Origin of the sequence: Streptomyces sp. NPDC101194 (assembly GCF_044767885.1) — a bacterium.
In the GTDB taxonomy this organism is placed as follows: Bacteria; Actinomycetota; Actinomycetes; order Streptomycetales; family Streptomycetaceae; genus Streptomyces.
In genome coordinates, this window is record NZ_JBIWOS010000006.1 from 90,480 (window position 1) to 111,238 (window position 20,759).

At 70.8% G+C, this 20,759-nt stretch carries 16 protein-coding genes and 2 pseudogenes; 14 read left to right on the forward strand and 4 right to left on the reverse strand.

Annotated elements, in window-relative coordinates; translation table 11 throughout:
- Positions 1-56 precede the first annotated feature (56 nt).
- Entirely contained in the window at positions 57-353 is a 297-nt protein-coding gene (locus tag ACIRP2_RS22935; protein ID WP_404253091.1) for a DUF4229 domain-containing protein, read from the forward strand.
- Positions 354-786: 433 nt separating this feature from the next.
- Positions 787-2,133, forward strand: a complete 1,347-nt coding sequence (locus ACIRP2_RS22940) for a dicarboxylate/amino acid:cation symporter (protein ID WP_404253093.1) — start codon at positions 787-789, stop codon at positions 2,131-2,133.
- A gap of 119 nt (positions 2,134-2,252) precedes the next feature.
- Here ACIRP2_RS22940 and ACIRP2_RS22945 read toward each other — a convergent pair whose 3' ends face one another.
- Positions 2,253-3,440 (reverse strand): alpha/beta hydrolase family protein, encoded by a 1,188-nt coding sequence (locus tag ACIRP2_RS22945; protein WP_404253095.1) that lies wholly within the window; start codon positions 3,438-3,440, stop codon positions 2,253-2,255.
- 271 nt (positions 3,441-3,711) lie between these two features.
- Between ACIRP2_RS22945 and ACIRP2_RS22950 the strand changes: the two genes are divergently transcribed.
- On the forward strand, positions 3,712-4,347 hold the full coding sequence (locus tag ACIRP2_RS22950) for a TetR/AcrR family transcriptional regulator (RefSeq protein ID WP_404253727.1): 636 nt from the start codon (positions 3,712-3,714) through the stop codon (positions 4,345-4,347).
- 79 nt (positions 4,348-4,426) lie between these two features.
- On the opposite strand, the gene ACIRP2_RS22955 is transcribed toward ACIRP2_RS22950, so the two are convergent.
- A complete protein-coding gene (locus tag ACIRP2_RS22955) occupies positions 4,427-5,284 on the reverse strand; it encodes a MaoC/PaaZ C-terminal domain-containing protein (protein ID WP_404253097.1) in 858 nt (285 codons plus the stop codon).
- A gap of 6 nt (positions 5,285-5,290) precedes the next feature.
- Positions 5,291-6,610 (reverse strand): 3-oxoacyl-ACP reductase, encoded by a 1,320-nt coding sequence (locus ACIRP2_RS22960; RefSeq protein WP_404253099.1) that lies wholly within the window; start codon positions 6,608-6,610, stop codon positions 5,291-5,293.
- Positions 6,611-6,681: 71 nt separating this feature from the next.
- On the opposite strand from ACIRP2_RS22960, the gene ACIRP2_RS22965 reads away from it, so the two are divergent.
- Both ACIRP2_RS22965 and ACIRP2_RS22970 read left to right on the forward strand, forming a co-directional pair.
- Positions 6,682-7,950 (forward strand): acetyl-CoA C-acetyltransferase, encoded by a 1,269-nt coding sequence (locus ACIRP2_RS22965; RefSeq protein ID WP_404253101.1) that lies wholly within the window; start codon positions 6,682-6,684, stop codon positions 7,948-7,950.
- Between the two features lie 88 nt (positions 7,951-8,038).
- Positions 8,039-9,943, forward strand: a complete 1,905-nt coding sequence (locus tag ACIRP2_RS22970) for an AMP-dependent synthetase/ligase (RefSeq protein ID WP_404253103.1) — start codon at positions 8,039-8,041, stop codon at positions 9,941-9,943.
- 78 nt (positions 9,944-10,021) lie between these two features.
- On the opposite strand, the gene ACIRP2_RS22975 is transcribed toward ACIRP2_RS22970, so the two are convergent.
- Complete coding sequence (locus ACIRP2_RS22975; RefSeq protein WP_404253105.1) at positions 10,022-11,197, reverse strand: glycosyltransferase; 1,176 nt, start codon at positions 11,195-11,197, stop codon at positions 10,022-10,024.
- Positions 11,198-11,580: 383 nt separating this feature from the next.
- Between ACIRP2_RS22975 and ACIRP2_RS22980 the strand changes: the two are divergent.
- From ACIRP2_RS22980 to ACIRP2_RS23020, 9 genes and pseudogenes are all read left to right on the forward strand, one after another.
- Positions 11,581-11,877, forward strand: a pseudogene (locus ACIRP2_RS22980) (SH3 domain-containing protein); the annotation flags it as partial.
- Positions 11,878-12,603: 726 nt separating this feature from the next.
- The gene (locus ACIRP2_RS22985; RefSeq protein WP_404253775.1) at positions 12,604-12,750 is read left to right on the forward strand and encodes a hypothetical protein; all 147 of its coding nucleotides are present in this window, start codon (positions 12,604-12,606) and stop codon (positions 12,748-12,750) included.
- Between the two features lie 493 nt (positions 12,751-13,243).
- A complete protein-coding gene (locus ACIRP2_RS22990) occupies positions 13,244-13,759 on the forward strand; it encodes a hypothetical protein (protein ID WP_404253107.1) in 516 nt (171 codons plus the stop codon).
- Positions 13,760-13,784: 25 nt separating this feature from the next.
- Positions 13,785-13,910, forward strand: a pseudogene (locus tag ACIRP2_RS22995) (MarR family transcriptional regulator); the annotation flags it as partial.
- 189 nt (positions 13,911-14,099) lie between these two features.
- Positions 14,100-15,044: an LLM class F420-dependent oxidoreductase gene (locus ACIRP2_RS23000; protein WP_404253109.1), complete on the forward strand. Its 945-nt coding sequence runs from the start codon at positions 14,100-14,102 to the stop codon at positions 15,042-15,044.
- Between the two features lie 11 nt (positions 15,045-15,055).
- Complete coding sequence (locus tag ACIRP2_RS23005) at positions 15,056-15,841, forward strand: SDR family NAD(P)-dependent oxidoreductase (RefSeq protein WP_404253111.1); 786 nt, start codon at positions 15,056-15,058, stop codon at positions 15,839-15,841.
- Between the two features lie 109 nt (positions 15,842-15,950).
- Complete coding sequence (locus ACIRP2_RS23010; protein WP_391742530.1) at positions 15,951-17,081, forward strand: LLM class flavin-dependent oxidoreductase; 1,131 nt, start codon at positions 15,951-15,953, stop codon at positions 17,079-17,081.
- Positions 17,082-17,378: 297 nt separating this feature from the next.
- Positions 17,379-19,118 carry an amidohydrolase family protein gene (locus ACIRP2_RS23015; protein WP_404253114.1) on the forward strand — a complete coding sequence of 580 codons (1,740 nt, stop codon included), beginning with the start codon at positions 17,379-17,381 and terminating at the stop codon, positions 19,116-19,118.
- Positions 19,115-20,596 carry an aldehyde dehydrogenase family protein gene (locus ACIRP2_RS23020; RefSeq protein ID WP_404253116.1) on the forward strand — a complete coding sequence of 494 codons (1,482 nt, stop codon included), beginning with the start codon at positions 19,115-19,117 and terminating at the stop codon, positions 20,594-20,596. The genes ACIRP2_RS23015 and ACIRP2_RS23020 overlap by 4 nt, the downstream gene beginning before the upstream one ends.
- The last annotated feature ends 163 nt before the right edge of the window (positions 20,597-20,759 follow it).

The following is a 20,759-nucleotide window of genomic DNA, read 5'->3' on the forward strand; positions in this document are numbered from 1 at the left end:
GCTTCACTGGTCGGGCACGATCGCAGGACTGTCGTACGTAGAGAGAGAGGCCAACTGTGTCCGCTGCCAGGCCGAGCGCGACAATTCGGTACACCGCGATGCGCCTCAGCATCTTCGTCGGCTGCTTCTTCGTCGCAGCCGTGGCCGTTCACTTCGGCCTCCTGCCTTCCGGGGCACACGGCTCCAACCTCGTCTGGGTGATTCTGCTCGCTCTGGTCCTGTCCGCGCCGCTCAGCTACGTGCTGCTGCGCAAGCAGCGTGACGAGATGTCCGAGCAGATCGTGTCCACGGTCGACCGCACCAAGGCGAGGCTCGAGGCGAACCGGACCCGCGAGGACCACGTCACCCCGTGACGAACGGGTGAGGGCGACGTAAGGGCCGCGTAAGGTTCCTCACACCTGACACACCTTCCGTACCGAACCCCGGTGCCGGAGCAACCGCTCCCGTACTGGGGTTTTGTCGTTCCCGGCGGGGGTTCCGCCGTTTCCGCGGGCCTGTCGGCCGCTCCGGCGTGCGCGGTGCTGCCCAAAGAAGACCTTTGAGGTTCTCAAAGTTCAAGTGTTAACGTGTTCGGCATGGAGACAACTGTGCGCCCTCGGCCCGGCGCGAGCGTCGCGCTCGTGGGGCGCCTGCATGTCGACCTCTGCCGCTGTATGTCCGCGGTCTGTTGCCGCAACGTCTGAACCGGCACCATGCAGCGGCGCCGCCCCTGACGCGGGCGCCGCACCCCCGTCCCTCCGCACAACGTCCCCGTGCGCCCCGATGCGTCACATCAGGAGTGTGTCCGTGTCCGCGAATCCCGCGTCCACCGCCGCGACCGACAGCCCGTCCGGCTCCGGTTTCCGCATACCCAAGGTCCCGTTCTGGGCCCAGATCGTCGCCGGTCTCGTCCTCGGTGTCGTCCTCGGGTGGCTCGCCCGTACGTACGACATCAACTGGCTCTACACCACGCTCGACAAGGTCGGCCACATCTTCGTCCAGCTGCTGAAGCTGGCCGTCGCGCCGCTCGTCTTCTTCGCGATCCTGGTGTCGATCACCAACCTGCGCAAGGTCAACAACGCCGCCCGGCTGGCCACCCGCACCCTGCTCTGGTTCATGATCACCTCGCTGATCGCGGTCGCCATCGGCCTCGCGATCGGCCTGATCACCAACCCGGGGTCCGGCACCGGCCTCACGCCGAAGGACGGCAAGCTGCCGGAGCACGCGGGCTCCTGGCTGGACTTCCTCACCGGCATCATCCCGGACAACGTCATCACCCCGTTCACCGAGCTGAACGTGCTCCAGATCGTCTTCATGGCCGCCGTCGCCGGTATCGCCGCGCTGCAGCTCGGCGAGAAGGCCAAGCCGATCCTCACCCTCAGCGAGTCCGTCCTGGAGCTCCTCCAGAAGGCCCTGTGGTGGGTCATCCGCCTCGCCCCCATCGGCACCATCGGCCTCATCGGCTACGCGATCGCCGACTACGGCTGGGACCTGATCGGCAAGTACGCGACGTTCACCGTCGACATCTACGTCGGCTGCGCCCTGGTGCTGTTCGGTGTGTACCCGCTCCTGCTCGCCACCGTCGCCAAGCTCAGCCCGCTGCAGTTCTTCAAGGGCGCCTGGCCGGCGATCCAGCTGGCCTTCGTCTCCCGCTCCTCGGTCGGCACGATGCCGGTCACCCAGAAGGTCACCGAGCGCCTCGGCGTCCCGAAGGAGTACGCCTCCTTCTCGGTCCCGTTCGGCGCCACCACCAAGATGGACGGCTGCGCCGCGATCTACCCGGCGCTGGCGGCGATCTTCATCGCGCAGATCTTCGACGTCCAGCTGGGCGTCGGCGACTACGTCCTGATCGCGTTCGTCTCGGTGATCGGTTCCGCCGCCACCGCCGGTCTCACCGGCGCGACGGTCATGCTGACCCTCACGCTGTCGACGCTGGGTCTCCCGCTGGAGGGCGTCGGGCTGCTCATGGCCATCGACCCGATCCTGGACATGATGCGTACGGCTACGAACGTCGCGGGCCAGGCGCTGATCCCGGTGATCGTCTCGGCTCGCGAGAAGATCCTCGACCACGACGCCTACAACTCGGCCTCCTCGTCCCCGGTCGACGACGAGGTTCTCGACGCCGAGCCGGAGCGCGTGCCGGTCGCCGCGTGACGATCCTTGCGCCGAGCGCCCCCGGTCCGTCGACGGACCGGGGGCGCTCGGCGTTGCGCGGGGTTCTGGCCGGTGTCTCGGGGAGCGGTGCCCGAGGCGACGAAGAGGTCCGGGCCGGATCAGTGCTGGAACCCGACCTCGGGGTTGTCCGGTGTCGGGCCGTCCAGGAGCGGCTGGGGCGTGCCCCGCAGATGCAGATCGAAGAAGGCCGCGACATAGTCCCGGGTGATCCGCATCGAGCGTTCGCCGGAGAGCGGTACCTCGGGGTCGACGATGCCCAGCTGGTCTCCCAGTACGGGGACATCGGTGAAGGTGAAGTGGCCGGAGCCGGTGACGGTCAGCCAGCGCTTCCAGCCGTCCAGCCGCGCCCAGCCCTCGTCCCAGCTCCTGTCCTCACCGCCGGGACTGTGGTCGGAGGCGGTGCCGAGCATCAGGAACGGTCTGCCGTCGAGGCCGCCCGCGGGGAGCGGGTCGAAGAAGGTGCCGTCCATGTCGACCCCGGCGCGCACACGGTGGTCGGCGGCCATCGTCGAGGCGGTGGCGTTGCCGCCGATGGAATGGCCGGCCATGCCGATCCGGTCCGGGTCGATCATGCGGGCGTGACGCCAGGCCGGGTGACGGCCGGTCAGCCGGTCGAGTACGAAGGAGAGATCCTTGGCCCGCCCCGTGGCCACGGCCGCGATCCCCGTCGTCCCGGTCTGCTCGCAGGCGGCGCAGGTGAGCAGGCGCCCGCCGGGGAAGGCGGTGCCGGTGGACTCGTAGGCGTGGTCGACCGTCGCGACGACGTATCCACGGCCGGCCAGGTCCTCGGCCAGGCCGGTCAGCGTGGTCCGCGGTGTGCCGAAGCCGGGGGAGAGCACCACCAGCGGGAACCGTCCGGGTGCCGGGCGGGCGGCCGTCCGCGCGTGGGTGAGGGTGGCGCTGACCGTGGTCGCGGGGACCACGTCCTCCAGGCCGCGGGACGCCAGCATCAGCCGGGCTTCGTCCGTGGTCATGTACGGCGCGGTCGTCGTGCCGCTGCCGGGTCGGGCCGGGTAGTGGATCGACACCATCAACTCTCGGGCGCCCGCCGCCGGGACCCAGGGGTCCGGTCGGCTCCGGTCGGTCAGATGCAGGGTGTCGCGGCCCGTTGCGTACGGTCCGGTCGGCCGGGGGAGTTCGAGGGACGGTCCGGTGACGGCGTGCGCCGCGGGGACCGCATCGGGACGGGGCGCGGGGCCCGGGGCGGCTGATGCGGTCGTGGGCGAGGCGAGCAGGACGGCCAGGGCGAACGCCGTGGCCGTGGCCCGGCTGCGAGGACTGATCATGGTGAAGACGCTACGGATCCGGTCGTGCCGGAACATCGCACGCAGGGGGGAGCCGCTGTCCCACCACGGTGTGATCCCGGGGCCCGCTGTCGCACCGTGGTCGGACAGGTGGAGATGCCGGGGTCCGGGAGACATGGCTTCCGGTGGAGGTGCGACCGGCCGCGCGGCTCCTCTCCTGGCGACGGGCGAGGGGCCTGCGCCGTACTCTTGCCGAGGAGCGGGGCAGCGGGGCGGGAGGAAGTCGGACGTGGGTGCTGTGAAGAGCAAACGGATGCCGCGTGCCGTGCGCGAGCAGCAGATGATGGACGCCGCGGTACGGACGTTCGGGCAGCGCGGATACCGGGCCGCCTCGATGGACGAGATCGCGGAGCTGGCCGGGGTGTCCAAGCCGCTGGTCTATCTGTATCTGAATTCCAAGGAGGAGCTCTTCACCGCCTGCATCCAGCGCGAGGCGAAAGCGCTGGTCGCAGCGGTTCGGTCGGGGGTGGAGCCGGAGCTTCCGGCGGATCGCCAACTGTGGGCGGGACTGCGGGCGTTCTTCACGCACACCGCGGAGAATCCGGACGGCTGGGCGGTACTGCACCGGCAGGCGCGTACCCACGGGGAGCCGTTCGTCACCGAGGTCATGGTGATGCGCGACGAGATCGTTGCGTTCGTGACGGGTCTGATCGGTGCGGCGGCCCGTGAGGCCCACCATGATCCGGCACTGCCGGACCGTGATGTGGCGGGTCTGGCGCAGGCCCTCGTGGGGGCCGCGGAGTCGCTTGCCGGCTGGGCCAACGACACCCCGGGCGTCTCGGCGAAGGAAGCCGCGGCCACCCTGATGAACTTCGCCTGGGCGGGTCTGGGAAACCTCATGGAGGGGCGCCCGTGGCTGCCGCCGAACCAGTCCGCCGATCAGAGCTGAAGCCTCTTGTTCGCGTCACGCGGGGTCGTTCGCGTCGTGCCGGGCCGATCCGGACGAAAGACGCTGTGGCAGCGGCCGGTCATGCATCCGCTCCTCGACCGTCCCGCGACGTCGTCCCCGTGAGGTGGACCCGGTCGCCGCTGCGCAGCTGGAAGCCGGAGCCGTCCGCCGCGTACGTCACCGTCGCCGGGAGCAGGACCGGTGCCTTGAAGTCGGCGCGCACGGAACGGATCCGGCCCGGATCGTCGGCCTCGGCCAGGCAGCGGGCGACCGTCCACATGCCGTGCGCGATGGCCCTCGGGAAGCCGAACAGCTTGGCCGTCAGCGGGTACAGATGGATGGGGTTGCGGTCACCGGACACCGCACCGTAGCGACGTCCCAGATCGCCGGGGAGCCGCCACTCGGCGACGGCGGGGAGCTCGGTGGCAGGGGCTGCGCCGACAGTGCCGGGAGCAGCAGCGGTCGTGGCCGGATGGCGGGACAGATAGCCGCTGCGCGACTCCCAGACCAGCTCACCGCCCGAACGGGCCTCCGTCACCATCGTGACCTCGGTGCCACGTCGGTGCGGCGTCAATCCGTCCGCGTACACGGTCAGTTCGAGCGGATCCGTGACGGATGCCGCCCGGTGGCGGGTGATCCCGATCCAGGTGTGGACGAGTCCGACGACCGGCAGCGGGAACGTCCGGGCGGTCATCAGACGCATCGCGAGCGGGAAGCCCAGCACATGCGGGTAGGTGAGCGGCAGCGGGCCCGACTCGGGGAAGCCGCAGATCCGGTTGTACGAGGCGAGGGTACCGGGGGCGACGCGGACGTTTCCGGCCGACAGCCGGTCGGCGGTGAGCGTGGCACCGGACCGGCCGGCGCGCTTGAACGGGGAGGTGAGCGCACCCCGTACGAGTGACGCCGTCAGGGTCCGGGAGGGGGCGGCAGCCGTCATCGGGCGTCACGCCCCCAACAGGCTCTGGCCGCAGACCCGGACGATCTGGCCGTTGACGGCCGTCGACGCGGGCTGGGCGAACCAGGCGGTCGTCTCGGCCACGTCGACCGGGAGGCCGCCCTGCGAGAGGGAGTTCATCCGGCGGCCCGCCTCCCGGATGAAGAGGGGGACGGCCGCGGTCATCTTCGTCTCGATGAAGCCGGGGGCCACCGCGTTGACCGTGACGCCGTGGTCGGCGGCGGCGCGCGGGGCCAGTGAGCGGACCAGGCCGATGATGCCGGCCTTGCTGGCCGCGTAGTTCGTCTGCCCGTTGTTGCCCGCGATACCGGCGATGGACGCGGTGGCGACGATACGGCCGCCGCGCCGGACGGTGCCCGCCTCGAGCAGGGCGTCCGTGGTGCGCAGCACGCTGTCCAGATTGACGTCGACGACCGAGGCCCAGCGGTCGGCCGGCATGTTGGCGAGCCGGCGGTCGCGGGTGATGCCCGCGTTGTGGACGAGGACGTCGAGGCCGCCCGGGACCGCCGCGGCGATCCGTTCCGCGGCGTCGTCCGCGGTGATGTCCAGCGGCAGGGCCGCGGCACCGAGCCGGTCCGCGGTACGGGTCAGCTCGTCCTTCGCCTGCGGGACGTCGAGGCAGACGACTCGGGCGCCGTCCCGCGCCAGCACGGAGGCCACCGAGGCGCCGATGCCGCGCGCGGCGCCGGTGACCAGCGCGGTGCGCCCGGCGAGCGGGACCTCCCAGTCGGCCACGGGATCGGGGGCGGCCGAGGTCAGCTCGATCACCTGACCGCTGACGTACGCGGACCGGGGGGAGAGCAGGAAGCGGAGGGTGGAGCCGGCCGAGGCGAGGGCGTCCGGTGCGACACGGAGCAGTTGCACGGTGGCACCTCTGCCGATCTCCTTGCCCAGCGAGCGTACGAACCCTTCGAGGGCCTGCTGGGCGGCGGCCTGGTGATGGTCGTCGGCCGACGGCCGCACCCCCACGACCACGACGCGCCCGCCCGGCGCCAGCGAACGGATCACCGGATGCAGGGCCGCGTGGACGTCGGCGAGTGTGCGGGGGGTGTCGACGGCCGTCGCGTCCACCACCATCCCCGCAGGGCGTTCGGCGCGCGCGGTGACGTCGAGTCCGGTCGCCGTGAGAAGTGCGGCGAGTTCCTCCGTGGCGGCGGACTTTCCGGCGGTGAGGTGCAGCAACGGCCCGTCCAGCGACGGGGTCCCGGGCGACCAGCGGCGCAACGGGGCGGGCTGCGGGAGGCCGAGCCGCCGGGTCAGAAAGCGGCCGGGTGCTGTGCCGGTGAAGTGCAGATAGCGGTCGGCCATTGTCCAGACTCCCTGCTCGGTCGTAGATTTACTCCAGAGTAAGGTTACTCAAGAGTCAGGAGCTGGTCGAGATGATCCCCCTCGCACTCCCGCAGCCCCGCAGGGTCGCGGTCATCGGCGGCAGCCGCATTCCGTTCGCGCGCGCCGACGGCCCGTACGCACAGGTCTCCAACCAGCAGTTGCTCACCGCCGCGCTGGGCGGTCTGGTCGAGCGGTTCGGACTCCGGGGACAGCGGGTCGGCGAGTTCGTCGCGGGAGCCGTCCTCAAGCACAGCCGAGACTTCAACCTGGCCCGCGAGACCGTGCTCGGCTCGGAGCTCGACCCGCGCACCCCCGCGTACGACATCCAACAGGCCTGCGGCACCGGTCTCCAGGCCGTCATCACCGCCGCCGACAAGATCATGCTCGGCGCCGTGGACTCGGCGATCGCGGGCGGTGCGGACACCGCGAGCGACGCGCCCCTCGGCGTCAACGACGAGCTGCGCACCCTGCTGCTCTCCGCCCGCCGGGCCACGTCGGCAGGTGCCCGGATCAGGGCACTCGCCGGGATACGCCCCCGGCACCTCGTCCCGGACATCCCGCGCAACGCCGAACCCCGCACCGGACTCTCGATGGGCGATCACGCGGCGATCACCGCCCGCCGCTGGGGCATCGCCCGCGAGGAGCAGGACCTCCTCGCGGCCACCAGCCACCAACGGCTCGCGGCCGCGTACGAACGCGGCTTCCTGGACGACCTCGTCGTCCCGTTCCGGGGCCTGACCCGCGACCAGAACCTGCGCCCCGGCTCCACGGTGGAGAAACTCGCCGCGCTGAAACCGGTGTTCGGCACCGACCACCCCGACGCGACGATGACCGCGGGCAACTCCACCCCGCTCACGGACGGCGCCGCGACCGTACTGCTGGCGAGCGATGACTGGGCACGCGCCCACGGCCTGGAACCGCTGGCCCACCTCTCGTTGTACGAGACCGCGGCCGTCGATCACGTGGGCGGCGAGGACGGCCTCCTGATGGCCCCCGCGTACGCCGTACCGCGCATGCTGGAGCGCGCCGGGCTCACCATCGAGGACTTCGACCTGTTCGAGATCCACGAGGCCTTCGCCTCCCAGGTGCTGGCCACCCTCGCGGCCTGGGAGAAACAGGGCCTGGCCCCCGTCGACCGGGCGAAGCTCAACGTCGCCGGCTCCTCACTGGCCACCGGCCATCCGTTCGCCGCGACGGGCGCACGCATCGTCGCCACCCTGGCCGCACTCCTCGCCGAGCGCGAGGGGCCGGGCCGGGGCCTGATCTCCATCTGCGCGGCGGGCGGCCAAGGCGTCACCGCCATCCTCGAACGCGCGTGACCCCCGGAAACCCGACACGAGCCACCGGACGAAACGGCCGCCGGACGGACCCGGCACAGCCGCCCGACCCCACGTTCAGGAGCCGCACATGTCCACGCCACCCACCCCCGACGCCGTCCCCGCCCTCGTCGAGCCGACCAAGGTCAGATCCGCGGACGGCTCGGTGCGACAGGTCTCCGTACCTCCCTTCGCGCCCCCCGTCCGCCGCGGCTCACTGGCCGAGATCCCGTTCGACAACGCCCGCGAAGCCCCGGCCGACGCCGTCCTCAGCCGGAAGCGGCAGGACGGCAGTTGGCAGGACGTGACGGCCGCCGAGTTCGCCGACGACGTGCTCGCCGTCGCCAAGGGCCTCGTCGCGGAGGGGCTCGGCGCCGGGGACCGGATCGCGATCATGGCCCGGACGACCTACGAATGGACGCTGCTCGACTTCGCGGCCTGGGCCGCCGGGCTCGTCACCGTCCCCATCTACCCGACCTCCTCCGCCTTCCAGGCCCGCTGGATCCTCCAGGACTCCGGCGCCGTCGCGTGCGCCGTCGAGACCGCGGACCAGAGCAGGCTGATCAGCCAGGAACGCAAGCAGCTCGGCGCCCTCGCCCATCTGTGGCAGTTCGACACGGGCGCGCTCGGCCGGCTGAGGAAACGCGGCCGGGACGTCCCCGACGACGCGATCACCGCCCGCCGCGCCACGCTGGAACCGGAGACCCCGGCCACCCTCATCTACACCTCGGGCACCACGGGCCGCCCCAAGGGCTGCGTCCTCACCCACGGCAACTTCTTCGCCGAGGTCGACAACGCGATCGAACTCCTCCACCCGGTCTTCAAGTCGGTCAGCGCATACCCGGCGTCGACGCTCCTCTTCCTCCCGCTCTCCCATGTCTTCGGGCGCATGGTCGCGATCGGCTGTCTGCGGGCCCGGGTCCGCCTCGGCCATGCCCCGTCCATCCGGACCGAGGACCTCCTCGCCGATCTGGCCGGGTTCCGGCCGTCGTTCCTGCTGGCCATCCCGTACGTGCTGGAGAAGGTCTACAACACCGGCCGCGCCACGGCCGAGAAGATGGGCCGCGCCTCGTCGTTCGACCGTGCCGCACGGATCGCCCAGCGGTACGGACGGGCCGTCGAGGCCGCCGAACACGGCACGGGCCCCGGACCCGGCCCGGTCCTGAGGGCGGCCCGCGCGCTCTACGACCCCCTGGTCTACCGCCGGATCCGGGCCGCACTCGGCGGACACGTCCGGTACGCGATCTGCGGCGGCTCCCCGCTGGGCAGCCGGCTCGCCTCGTTCTACGCGGGCGCGGGCATCGAGATCTTCGAGGGCTACGGCCTGACGGAGACCACCGCGGCCGCCACCGTCACCCCACCGCTCAAACCGCGCCTGGGCACCGTCGGCTGGCCGCTGCCCGGCACCGCCGTACGGATCGCGGACGACGGCGAGGTGCTGCTCAGCGGTGGTCAGGTGTTCCAGGGCTACTGGGACGCCGAACGCGGCGAGGCCGTACCGGTGCGGGACGGCGGCTGGTTCGCCACCGGTGACCTCGGCGCCCTCGACGAGGACGGCTACCTCACGATCACCGGCCGCAAGAAGGACATCATCATCACCTCCGGCGGCAAGAACGTCACCCCGGCTCCCCTGGAGGACTGGCTGCGCGCCCACCCCCTGATCAGCCAGTGCATGGTGGTCGGCGACAACCGCTCGTTCATCGCCGCCCTGATCACCCTGGAGCCGGACGGACTGGCCCACTGGCGGCGGATGACGAAGAAGCAGCACATGCCGATCCGGGACCTCGTCGTCGACGACGAACTGCGCGCGGCCCTGCAGCGCGCGGTCGACGAGGCCAACCGGCTGGTCTCCCGCGCCGAGTCGATCCGCAGGTTCACCGTGCTTCCGGTGGACTTCACCGAGGACGGCGGGCACCTGACGCCGTCGCTGAAGCTGAGGCGCGACGCGATCGCGCGGGACTTCGAGGCGGAGATCGACGCGCTGTACCGGAAGTGACGCCGGTCTCGGCACAGCGTTGCCGAGACCGGCCCTCCGGGCCTCCGCGGGATTCCTCCCGGCAGTCCCGCGCGCGTGTCACGCGATCTTCGGACGGGCGAAAGCGGCGGGCGCCGGCCGGTCGGAGAGTTCGGCGACACGGTCGGCCGCGAATGTGCGGTTCATGAGGGTCTGATCGCGATGGGAGGCCGGAAGGTCGGGCAGGGCGAGGAGGCGATCGCAGGAGGCCAGTGAACCGCGCGGGTCGCCGGTCCAGTACGCGGTGATGGAGTGCTCGAAGAGCAGGCCCCAGCTGTAGATCCAGGGTTCCATGAACAGCCAGTCCTCGGGGGCGGGGCGGCCCAGGCCGGCGGTGGCGACGGCGTGAGCCGCCTGATAGCGACCCATCTTCCGCAGCCTGGAGGCCAGTTCGTAGCAGGCCTCCAGTCGTTGCGGCCGGTTCTCCCACGCACGGGTGAGAGCGTCCATCGCGTCGGGCCAGTCACCGTGGTCGGCCTTGAGCACACCCACCTGCAGCAGGGCGTAGTACACCTCCTCGTTCCACCCGCCCATGCCGGCCCGGCGCTCGTAGGCCGCGATCGCTTCTCGGGTCTCGCCCATGTCGCGGAGCGTCTGTGCGAGGTAGAAGACCGTGCGGGAATTGTCCGGATCGCGCTTGAGGTCCTCGCGCAGCAGCCGGGCGTCCCGGGTGAACTTGTCCCCGCGCGAGCCGCCGTCGGCGAAGTGCTCGATGCTGAGCGCCGAGAGATTGGCGACGATGTGCTGCTGATCGGCGGTCAGGTACTCATGGGTCGCGCCCTCGTAGCGCCACGGGAGATCGCCTCTGACCAGCCTGGGGATGCGGTACTCCATGGGGCCCAGATGGCGCACCATGTAGGAGTCGGCACTCAGTTCGGACAGTTCGGACAGCGGGCCGTCCCGCCGGACGGCCATGTCGGCGTCGACGAGCAGGAGATAGTCGGCCTTGCCGCGTGCCCGCTGGATGTTGAGGGTCCGGTTGTGGCCGAAGTTGGTCCATGGGTCCTCGTGGAGTTCCCCCGGAATCCCCTTCATCGTGGCGCGGATCAGTTCCTGCGTTCCGTCACATGAGCCGGTGTCGGAGATGACCCAGGTGTCCACCAGGTCGCGCAGCGAGTTCAGGCATCGCTCGATGACCTTGGCCTCGTCCTTGACGATCATGCACAGGCAGATCGACGGCTTTCCGTGCAGAGCGGGTGACCGTTCTTCAGTGGAACGATCGATCAGATTTGTCATATACATTTTCCGATCTGGCTTCGATGGAGCAGCACTCCAAGGGGAATTGGCGAGGTGTGCGGGAACGGCCGATCCGGTCACCGCGGAGAGCGACGCTAGTGCGCTGGAATCCGGTGGTCGCGACGCGACACGGGGTTGCCGGAGTGGCCCGTCCGGAATGCTCAGCGGATCAACGGTCATTTCCTGACGGCAGACGGCCGAAGGATTTCTCATCCGCACAGGGGGCTGTCGCACCCGGTCGGTAGAGCGGCGGCGTGGCGCATATGCCTTTTCTGTTTTGCTCCTGTCACAGTCGCGGCTCCGATCCACGCAGATCCGGTAAGGAATCCGAGATGCACAAATCGAGAAACTGGGACGCCCTGTCGCGTTCGGCCCTGGGTGCCATGTCGCTGGGGCTGACCCTGGCTCTGTGCCCCACGGACATCGCTCACGGTGCGCCAGGTCCCACGGACTCGCCGGCGGCCAACCGAGTGACGGCCGGCCGGGTGGCGGCCGACGTCTCCGGGACGGTGATCTCCCGGATCTCTCAGAACATCCGCAGCGGTCCCGCCACGGCATCGCCGATCGTGGGCAGCGTGCCGTCCGGCGGCACGGTGGCCATCGCCTGCAAGGTGGCCGGTCAGAACGTCAACGGAAACTCGCTGTGGTACCTGCTGTCCAACGGCAGCGGGTGGATGAGCGCCCGCTACATCGCGACGCGGACCACGGTGCCGTTCTGCGACGACTACCCGGGAACGGGCGCCACCGGCCCGACAGGTCCGACCGGCCCGATGGGGCCGACGGGGGCCCAGGGGACGACCGGTCCGACCGGTGCGACGGGTGTGCAGGGTGCGACCGGTGCCACGGGTGCGGCTGGTGTCAACGGCGCGAACGGTGCCACGGGTGCCACCGGTCCTACGGGGCCTGCCGGTCCGACGGGTGCCACAGGCGCTCTTGGTGGTCACGGTTCGACCGGTCCGACGGGGCCGACCGGTGCGACGGGTGTGCAGGGTCCGACGGGCGCGACCGGTGCCTATGGTGCTGATGGTGCTACGGGGCCGACCGGTCCGACTGGTGCCACAGGTGCAACAGGCGCCGCTGGTACCAACGGTGCTGATGGTGCTACGGGTCCGACGGGTCCGACGGGTCCGACGGGTGCCGCCGGTGCCAATGGTGCTGATGGTGCTACGGGTCCGACGGGTCCGACGGGTGCCGCCGGTGCCAATGGTGCTGATGGTGCTACGGGTCCGACGGGTCCGACCGGTGCCGCCGGTACCCATGGTGCTGATGGTGCCACCGGCCCGACGGGACCTGTTGGCCCGTCCCAGACCGCCACCAGCGCTGCCACGCTCGTGCCCGCGGGAGGCAGTGTTCAGGACGTCACGGCGGCATGCCCCGCCGGGACCGTGCTGACCGGCGGAGGAGCCGTGAGCCAGTTGCAGAACCCGGACATCATCTGGACCGGGAGCGCGCCGGACACCTCCACCAACACCTGGCACGTCTCCGCATACAACAACGGCGACTCCCCGCAGACCGTCCAGTCGTACGCGGTCTGCATCCCCTCCGGTTCGTGAAATGACTGGTTCCAAGGGGAACGAGCAAGAATCCGCTTGAGGCCGGACGAGTCCCTCGCGGTCGCTGTCGCAGCAGGTGAGGCGCCTTCTGCTGCGGCAGCTCCCTGTTCATTCCAGTGCATGCGGGTGCCGGTGGAGACCAGGTACCGCCCCGCTCCTCAGCAGAACCGTCCCTCCGGGTCGCCGGAGGTGGGCCTCATCGGCGATGCCGTTGAGCCGAAGAGAAACGGAAGAGCCGGATCACGGGATGCACCTCGTCGAAGGCGCGTGCGGCCCTGGTGGTGGTCGCTCTCGGCGCTCTCTGTCAGGGGCAGTTGACCATCGGCCGTGGCTGGGCCCATGCCCCCGACGGCGGAATGGAGACGCACCACGGACGTTCGTTGCCCCGAGGAGACCGGCTCCGGGGGCGCCCGCCGGGTCGGCCGACGCCGGGGGAGGCGGCGTTTGCGCGCCGGCCGCGCCGTGCGAGGGTGGGCCCGGGAGGGATGGGGTCATGGACGAGCCGCGAGGCGGGGGCACGGACCCCGACGGGCGTTTTGTGCTGCATCGGTTCAACGGCGACGAGGTGTACCGCTTCAGGTCGGCGGAGATGTGGTTGGGCCGCGCGACCGACGGCGGTCCGGACAGGGACGCGGTGCTCTGGTTCGAGCTCGCGGCCGACGACGACGCCATCCGGCAGTGCGAGGACACGGCAGGTGCGGGCACGGCGCCGGCCGCGGAAGTCGGCATCGCGCTGGCGGCGGCCGAAGCGGACGCCGATCGGCTGGTCGGGCGCACGTTCGTGATGCCGGGTGCGGCGGACGGCGAGGACTCGTGCATGTCGCTGCTCTACTACTACGAGCACGAGCCGCTGCGGGACAACCGGATCACGGTGCTCTCGCGCAACGGCGACCGCTTCCGGCTGCGTTGGACCGCGGTCTGCGAGGACGTGAACTTCTACGACGGGAGCAAGCCCCCGACCCGGGTGGAGATCGACGGCGAGTTCCTGTTCCGGGATGCCCGCGCCTGACACGGGCCCGTGCGCCCGCACCGGTGCCGCGCGCCCGGAGAACATCGCCCGCTTCGTCGACTCCGTCTCCGAGAGCATCGCCCGCGCCGCGGACCAGGCCCGTGAGGTCCTCCACACGAAACCCGGGACGACCTCGGACCGCGCTATCTGAGCCGTCCGCACCATGGGGGGCGGCCGGGAGCGCGGCGCTCGATGTGGCGGTGGTCGCCCCGGTGGTGCCGGGCGCCGCACCGGATCGCCCTCGCCCCCGCCTCTTGTCTGATGAGACGTCAGGTACGACGATGGCCCCCGCGCCGTCAGGTGACGATGCGTCAGATTCTTTCGGGAAGGAGGCCGTTCGGTGCCGATACTGCCCACCGGGCCGCTGTCGTACGGGATGCAGCTCCCGATCCAGTCGCAGAGCACCATCTACGCGGAGGGGTGGGAGGCCGCGGCCACCCCCGCCGACCTCGCCGAGATCGCCCGCACCGCCGACCGCACCGGCTTCGCCTACCTGGCGAGCTGTGACCACGTCGCGATCCCGCGGCGGCTGGCCGGGGTGATGAGCACCGTCTGGTACGACCCGGTCGCCACCCTCGCCTTTCTCGCCGGGATCACCGAGCGGGTCCTGCTGATGAGCCATGTCGCCGTCGTCGGCCTGCGGCACCCGCTGGTCACGGCCAAGCAGTACGCCACCCTCGACCACCTCTGCGGCGGCCGACTGATCCTCGGGGTCGGGGCCGGGCACGTGCCCGAGGAGTTCGGGGCGCTCGGGGCGGACTTCGAGGGGCGGGGCGGGGTCCTCGACGAGACCATCGACGCGCTGAAGGCGGCGCTGGGACCCGAGGAGTACCCGGAGTTCGCGGGGGAGCGGTTCTCCTTCGCCGGTCTCGGGCAGCGGCCCCGTCCGGCCCAGGAGCGGGTGCCGGTCTGGGTGGGGGGATCCTCGCCCGCCGCCGTGCGCCGGGCCGCGGTGCGGGGCGACGGCTGGCTGCCGCAGGGTGATCCGCGGGAGAAGCTGCCCACGCAGATCGCCCGGCTGAGGGAGCTGCGCGAGGCGGCCGGGATCGAGGATCCGATCGTCATCGGCGCGATCACCGAGCCGCTGTACATCGGCGAGCCGGAGTGGTCCGTCGGGCGGCGCGCCCTCAGCGGGAAGCCGGAGGCCGTCGCCGAGTCGCTGCGCGCGTACGGAGCCATGGGCGTCCATCAGATCCAGGTGCGGTTCCGCAGCCGGAGCCGTAGCGAACTGACCGACCAGATGGCGGCGTTCGCCGCCGAGGTCGCACCCCATCTCGACAGTTGAGGAGTCAGGACATGGGCAAGCTGGACGGGCGGGTCGTACTGATCAGCGGCGCGGCGCGCGGACAGGGCGAGCAGGAGGCGCGGCTCTTCGCCGCGGAGGGCGCGCGGGTGGTGATCGCCGACGTGCTCGACGAGCAGGGTGAGGCGCTGGCCGAGGAGCTGGGGGAGGACGTGGCCCGGTTCGTGCGGCTGGATGTGAGCCGGGAGGAGGACTGGCGGTCCGCCGTCGCCGCCGCGAAGGACGCCTTCGGGAAGATCGACGGGCTGGTCAACAACGCGGGGATTCTCCGGTTCAACGAGCTGGTGGCCACACCGCTGGAGGAGTTCCAGCAGGTGGTGCAGGTCAACCAGGTGGGTGCGTTCCTCGGGATCAAGAACGTCGCGCCGGAGATCGAGGCCGCCGGCGGCGGGACCATCGTCAACACCGCCTCGTACACGGGGCTGACGGGCATGGCGTTCGTGGGGGCGTACGCGGCCACCAAGCACGCGGTGCTCGGACTGACCAAAGTGGCGGCGGTGGAGCTGGCCGCGAAGGGCATACGGGTCAATGCCCTGTGCCCCGGGGCCGTGGACACCGCGATGACCAATCCGGCGGCGCTGGACCCGGCCGCGGACCCGGAGGAGTCCAGGGCGGCGGTGGCCGAGCTGTACCGCAAGCTCGTACCGCTGGGGCGGATCGGGCAGCCGGAGGAGGTGGCCGCGTTGGCGCTCTTCCTGACCTCGGACGACTCCTCGTACATCACCGGGCAGCCGTTCGTCATCGACGGGGGGTGGCTGGCCGGGGTCAGTCTGTTCTGAACGTTCCTGACGATGCGTCAGGTATTGACGGGTGCGAGTGCCGGTGGAACAGTCGGACACATCACGATCTGACGATGTGTCAGAAAACGATTGAGGACGGTGAATCCCCTTGGAATTCGGGCTCTTTGTACAGGGGTACGTGCCCGCCGCACGGGCCAGGACCGACCCCGGGGCAGAGCACAAGGCGCTGATCGAGGAGACCGAGTACGTCATCCAGGCGGACAAGTCCGGCTTCAAGTACGCCTGGGCCTCCGAGCACCACTTCCTGGAGGAGTACTCGCACCTCTCGGCGAACGATGTGTATCTGGGCTACCTCGCGCACGCCACCGACCGCATCCACCTCGGATCCGGCATCTTCAACCCGCTCGCCCCCGTCAACCACCCGGTGAAGGTGGCCGAGAAGGTCGCCATGCTCGACCACCTCTCCGAGGGCCGGTTCGAATTCGGCTCCGGGCGCGGGGCCGGCAGCCACGAGATCCTGGGTTTCATGCCGGGCATCACCGACATGAACCACACCAAGGAACTCTGGGAGGAGACCATCGCCGAGTTCCCCAAGATGTGGCTCCAGGACGAGTACGTCGGTTTCCAGGGCAAGCACTGGTCGCTGCCGCCGCGCAAGATCCTGCCCAAGCCGTACGGGAAGTCGCACCCGGCGATGTGGTACGCGGCCGGTTCGCCGTCCTCGTACGCGATGGCGGGCAGGAAGGGGCTCGGTGTGCTGGGCTTCAGCGTGCAGAAGGTCTCCGACATGGAGTGGGTCGTCGAGTCCTACAAGACGGCCGTCAAGGAGGCCGAACCCGTCGGGGACTTCGTCAACGACAACGTCATGGTCACCTCCACGGCCATCTGCGCCGAGACGCACGCCAAGGCCGTCGAGATCGCGGTGGGCGGCGGGCTGAACTACCTGCAGTCGCTGCTGTTCCGCTACCACGACACGTTTCCCCGGCCGGAGGGCATCCCGGAGTGGCCCGAGCTGCTGCCGGAGTACTCCGAGGAGATCATCGAGCTCCTGATCGCCGAGGAGCTGATGATCTGCGGCGATCCGGACGAGGTGCTGCGGCAGTGCAAGCGGTGGGAACAGGCGGGGGCCGACCAGCTGAGCTTCGGGCTGCCGATCGGGATCAGCCGTGAGGACACGCTGAACTCGATCAAGCTGATCGGTGAGCACGTGATCCCGAAGATCGACACGGACCCGGTGCACCGGACCTCGCGGTTCCGGGGGGCGGCGGGCCGCGCGTAGGGCGCGTCCCGGGGCGATGCGGGCGAGCGGGGGGACGGGTGCGGCGCATCCACGGGCCGGACACGCCTGTGGCGGGTCCGCTCCCCCGCCCGCCCCTGCCCGTGACGGGGGGCTCCGCCCCCGAACCCGCGCTCCTCGCTCGCCGCAGGGGCCGGAGAGAGACCAGCGGCGTCTTCCCGGACCGCCGCTCCGTGCAGCCGGGGTGCGTACCGCGGCCGTGCGCACCCCGGCCGCACACCCCCGCACTCACGACGGGAAACACGAACTCGCGGCAGAACACGGAAGGGAACCCCCGTCATGCTCGACCACCTCATCCGCGGCGCGACCGTCGTGGACGGCACAGGCGGACCCTCGTACCCCGCCGACGTCGGCCTGCGTGACGGCCGCATCGCCGTCATCGCCGAGCCGGGCACGCTCACCGAGGAAGCCGTCACCGCCGAGGACGCCACCGGCCTGGTCCTCGCGCCCGGCTTCGTCGACCCGCACACCCACTACGACGCCCAGCTCTTCTGGGACCCGTACGCCACCCCGTCCATGAACCACGGTGTCACCACCGTCGCCGGGGGCAACTGCGGCTTCACCCTCGCCCCGCTCCATCCCGGACGACCCGGCGACGCCGACTACACCCGCCGCATGATGGCGCGGGTGGAGGGCATGGCCCTCAAGGCCCTGGAGGAGGGCGTCGACTGGAGCTGGTCCAGCTTCCGCGAGTACCTCGACGCGCTCGAAGGGCGGATCGCCGTCAACGCCGGGTTCATGGTGGGCCACTGCGCCCTGCGCAGACACGTCATGGGCGCCGACGCGATCGGCGGGCAGCCCACCCCCGAGCAGCTCGACACGATGCTCGCCCTCCTCCACGACGCGATGGACGCGGGGGCCTGGGGGCTGTCCACCACCCAGTCCTCCACCCACTCCGACGGGGACGGACAACCGGTCGCCTCCCGGCACGCGCTCCCCGAGGAACTCCTCGCCCTCTCCCGCGCCGTCGGCGAACACGAGGGGACCCAGCTCGAAGCGATCGTCGCGGGCTGCCTCGACCAGTTCTCCGACGAGGAGATCGAGCTCCTCGTCGACATGACCGCCACCGCCGGACGCCCGCTGAACTGGAACGTCCTCACCATCGACGCCGCCGTGCCCGAACGGGTGCCGCGCCAGCTCGTGCCCAGCGAACGCGCCCGCCGGGCCGGCGGCCGGATCGTCGCGCTCACCATGCCGATCCTCACGCCCATGAACATGTCGCTGGGCACCTTCTGCGCCCTCAACCTGATCCCCGGCTGGGGCGAGATCCTCGCCCTCCCCGTCCCCGAACGCATCGAGCGGCTGCGCGACGCGGACACCCGCGCCGAGATGCTCCGCCGCGCCGACAGCAAGGAGGCCGGTGTCTTCCGCCGCCTCGCCGACTTCGGCCGGTACGTCATCGGGGACACCTACAGTGCGGCCAACGAAGGGCTCAGCGGCCGTGTCGTGGGCGACATCGCCGCCGAACGCGGACAGGACCCCTTCCACTGCCTCGTCGAGATCTGCGCCGAGGACGGGCTGCGTACCGTGCTGTGGCCCATGCCCACCGACAACGACCCCGGCTCCTGGGAGCTGCGTCGCCGCACGTGGGCGCACGAGGACGTCATGCTCGGCGGCTCCGACGCGGGTGCGCACCTGGACCGGATGTGCGGCGCCCCGTACACCACCCGCTTCCTCGGCGACTGCCTGCGCCGACGCAAACTCGTCCCCCTCGAACAGGCCGTCCGGATGCTCACCGACGATCCCGCCCGTCTCTTCGGGCTCCGCGACCGCGGCCGGATCGAGGAGGGTTTCCACGCCGACCTCGTCCTCTTCGACCCCGAGCGCATCGACGCCGGGCCCGCCACCCTCGTGCACGATCTGCCCGGCGACAGCCCCCGCCTCGACTCCAGGGCCATCGGCATCGTGTCGGTCCGGGTCAACGGTGTGGAGACCCTGCGCGACGACAAGGTGACCGGCGCGGTCCCCGGTACGGTGCTGCGCTCCGGCCGCGACACCCGGACGGTGAGCACCGTATGAGCGACGGAAGCCCGACGCGCGACAGGAAGCAACGTCTGTTCATCGGTGGGCGGTGGACCGAACCCGACCACGGCCACTACGAGGTGATCAACCCGGCCACGGAGGAGGTCGTCGGCCTCGCCCCCGAGGCGAGCCGCGAGCAGGTGTACGCGGCGGCGTCCGCGGCCCGCGAGGCTTTCGCCGGCTGGTCGCGCACCCGTCCCGAGGAGCGGGCCGCCGTCCTCGACCGGGCCGCCGACCTGATGCAGCGCGACCTCGTCGGCAACGCCGCACTCGCCCAGGCGGAGAGCGGTGCCACCACGGGGACGGCCAGGGGCATGCAGGTCGCCGTCGGCGCCGCGCGCTTCAGCCGGTACGCCAGAGGGGCCCTGGAGCCGGTCGAGGAAGCCGTCGCACCACAGATCAACGAGGCCGGTCCGATGGGGCGGGCCGGTGTCTTCGGGGCACTGGCCGTACGCCAGCCGGTCGGCGTCGTCACCTGTGTCACCTCGTACAACAACCCGTGGGCCAACCCGGCCGGCAAGGTCGCTCCGGCCCTGGCGATGGGCAACACGGTCGTCGTGAAGCCCGCGCCGCAGGACCCGCTCTCCGTCTACCGGATGGCCGAGGCGCTCGAAGAGGCGGGCGTTCCGGCGGGCGTGGTCAACGTCGTCACCGGGTCGGGTCCCGAGGCGGGCGAGGCCGCCGTCGGCTCACCGGACGTCGACATGGTCAGCTTCACCGGCTCCACGGCCGTCGGACAGCGCATCGCCGAGGTGTGCGGGCGCTCCATGAAGCGACAGTTGATGGAGCTGGGCGGCAAGGGGGCCGCCGTCGTTCTCGACGACGCGGACCTCGACTCCGCGGCGGCGGGCATCGGCACCACGTTCTCCTTCTACAGCGGCCAGATCTGTACGGCGCCGACCCGCGTCCTCGTCCAGCGCGCAGCCCATGACGCCCTGATCGAGAAGCTCACCGCGTACGCGGGGCACCTGAAGGTCGGGGACCCGACGGCGCGGGGCACGGTCGTCGGCCCGGTCATCTCCGCAGCCCACCGCGACCGTGTCGAGTCGTACGTCGAACTCGGCCGGAAGGAGGGGGCGAGGATCGTCACGGGCGGCGAACGTCCGGCCGGTCTCGACCGGGGCTTCTACGTGGCACCCACCCTTCTCGCCGACTGCACGAACGACATGCGCGTCGTCCGGGAGGAGATCTTCGGCCCGGTCGTCGTGGTCGTCCCCTTCGACGACGAGGAGGAGGGCATCGCACTCGCCAACGACAGCGACTACGGGCTGATCGACTACGTCTGGTCCTCGGACGTGGCACGGGCCTTCCGGGTGGCCCGGCGGCTGCGGGCCGGCGGGGTCGGCGTGAACACCATCGGGCGGAACATGGAGGCCCCGTTCGGAGGGTTCAAGAAGAGCGGTGTCGGGCGCGACGTCGGTTCGTACGCCCTGCACGCGTACAGCGAACTCCAGGCGATCGTCTGGCCCGGCTGAGGCGGCGCACCCCGTGGGTGTCCGCTGAGCGGACACTCACGGGAAAATTTTGAATCACCACAAAACGGACAGTGCTGCGATTCCCGTACGGCGTTGCGATCGGGCATCGACCTCTCATTGAAAGGGGGTTATTGAAAGTAGCCTTCAATTCAACCCTGTTTAA

Coding starts and splice junctions, on each gene's coding strand:
- ACIRP2_RS22945 (WP_404253095.1), bottom strand. CDS start 3,440: ATGATCAGTCCTCGCAGCCGGGCCACGGCCACGGCGTTCGCCCTGGCC.
- ACIRP2_RS22950 (WP_404253727.1), top strand. CDS start 3,712: ATGCCGCGTGCCGTGCGCGAGCAGCAGATGATGGACGCCGCGGTACGG.
- ACIRP2_RS22955 (WP_404253097.1), bottom strand. CDS start 5,284: ATGACGGCTGCCGCCCCCTCCCGGACCCTGACGGCGTCACTCGTACGG.
- ACIRP2_RS22960 (WP_404253099.1), bottom strand. CDS start 6,610: ATGGCCGACCGCTATCTGCACTTCACCGGCACAGCACCCGGCCGCTTT.
- ACIRP2_RS22965 (WP_404253101.1), top strand. CDS start 6,682: ATGATCCCCCTCGCACTCCCGCAGCCCCGCAGGGTCGCGGTCATCGGC.
- ACIRP2_RS22970 (WP_404253103.1), top strand. CDS start 8,039: ATGTCCACGCCACCCACCCCCGACGCCGTCCCCGCCCTCGTCGAGCCG.
- ACIRP2_RS22975 (WP_404253105.1), bottom strand. CDS start 11,197: ATGACAAATCTGATCGATCGTTCCACTGAAGAACGGTCACCCGCTCTG.
- ACIRP2_RS22990 (WP_404253107.1), top strand. CDS start 13,244: ATGGACGAGCCGCGAGGCGGGGGCACGGACCCCGACGGGCGTTTTGTG.
- ACIRP2_RS23005 (WP_404253111.1), top strand. CDS start 15,056: ATGGGCAAGCTGGACGGGCGGGTCGTACTGATCAGCGGCGCGGCGCGC.
- ACIRP2_RS23015 (WP_404253114.1), top strand. CDS start 17,379: ATGCTCGACCACCTCATCCGCGGCGCGACCGTCGTGGACGGCACAGGC.
- ACIRP2_RS23020 (WP_404253116.1), top strand. CDS start 19,115: ATGAGCGACGGAAGCCCGACGCGCGACAGGAAGCAACGTCTGTTCATC.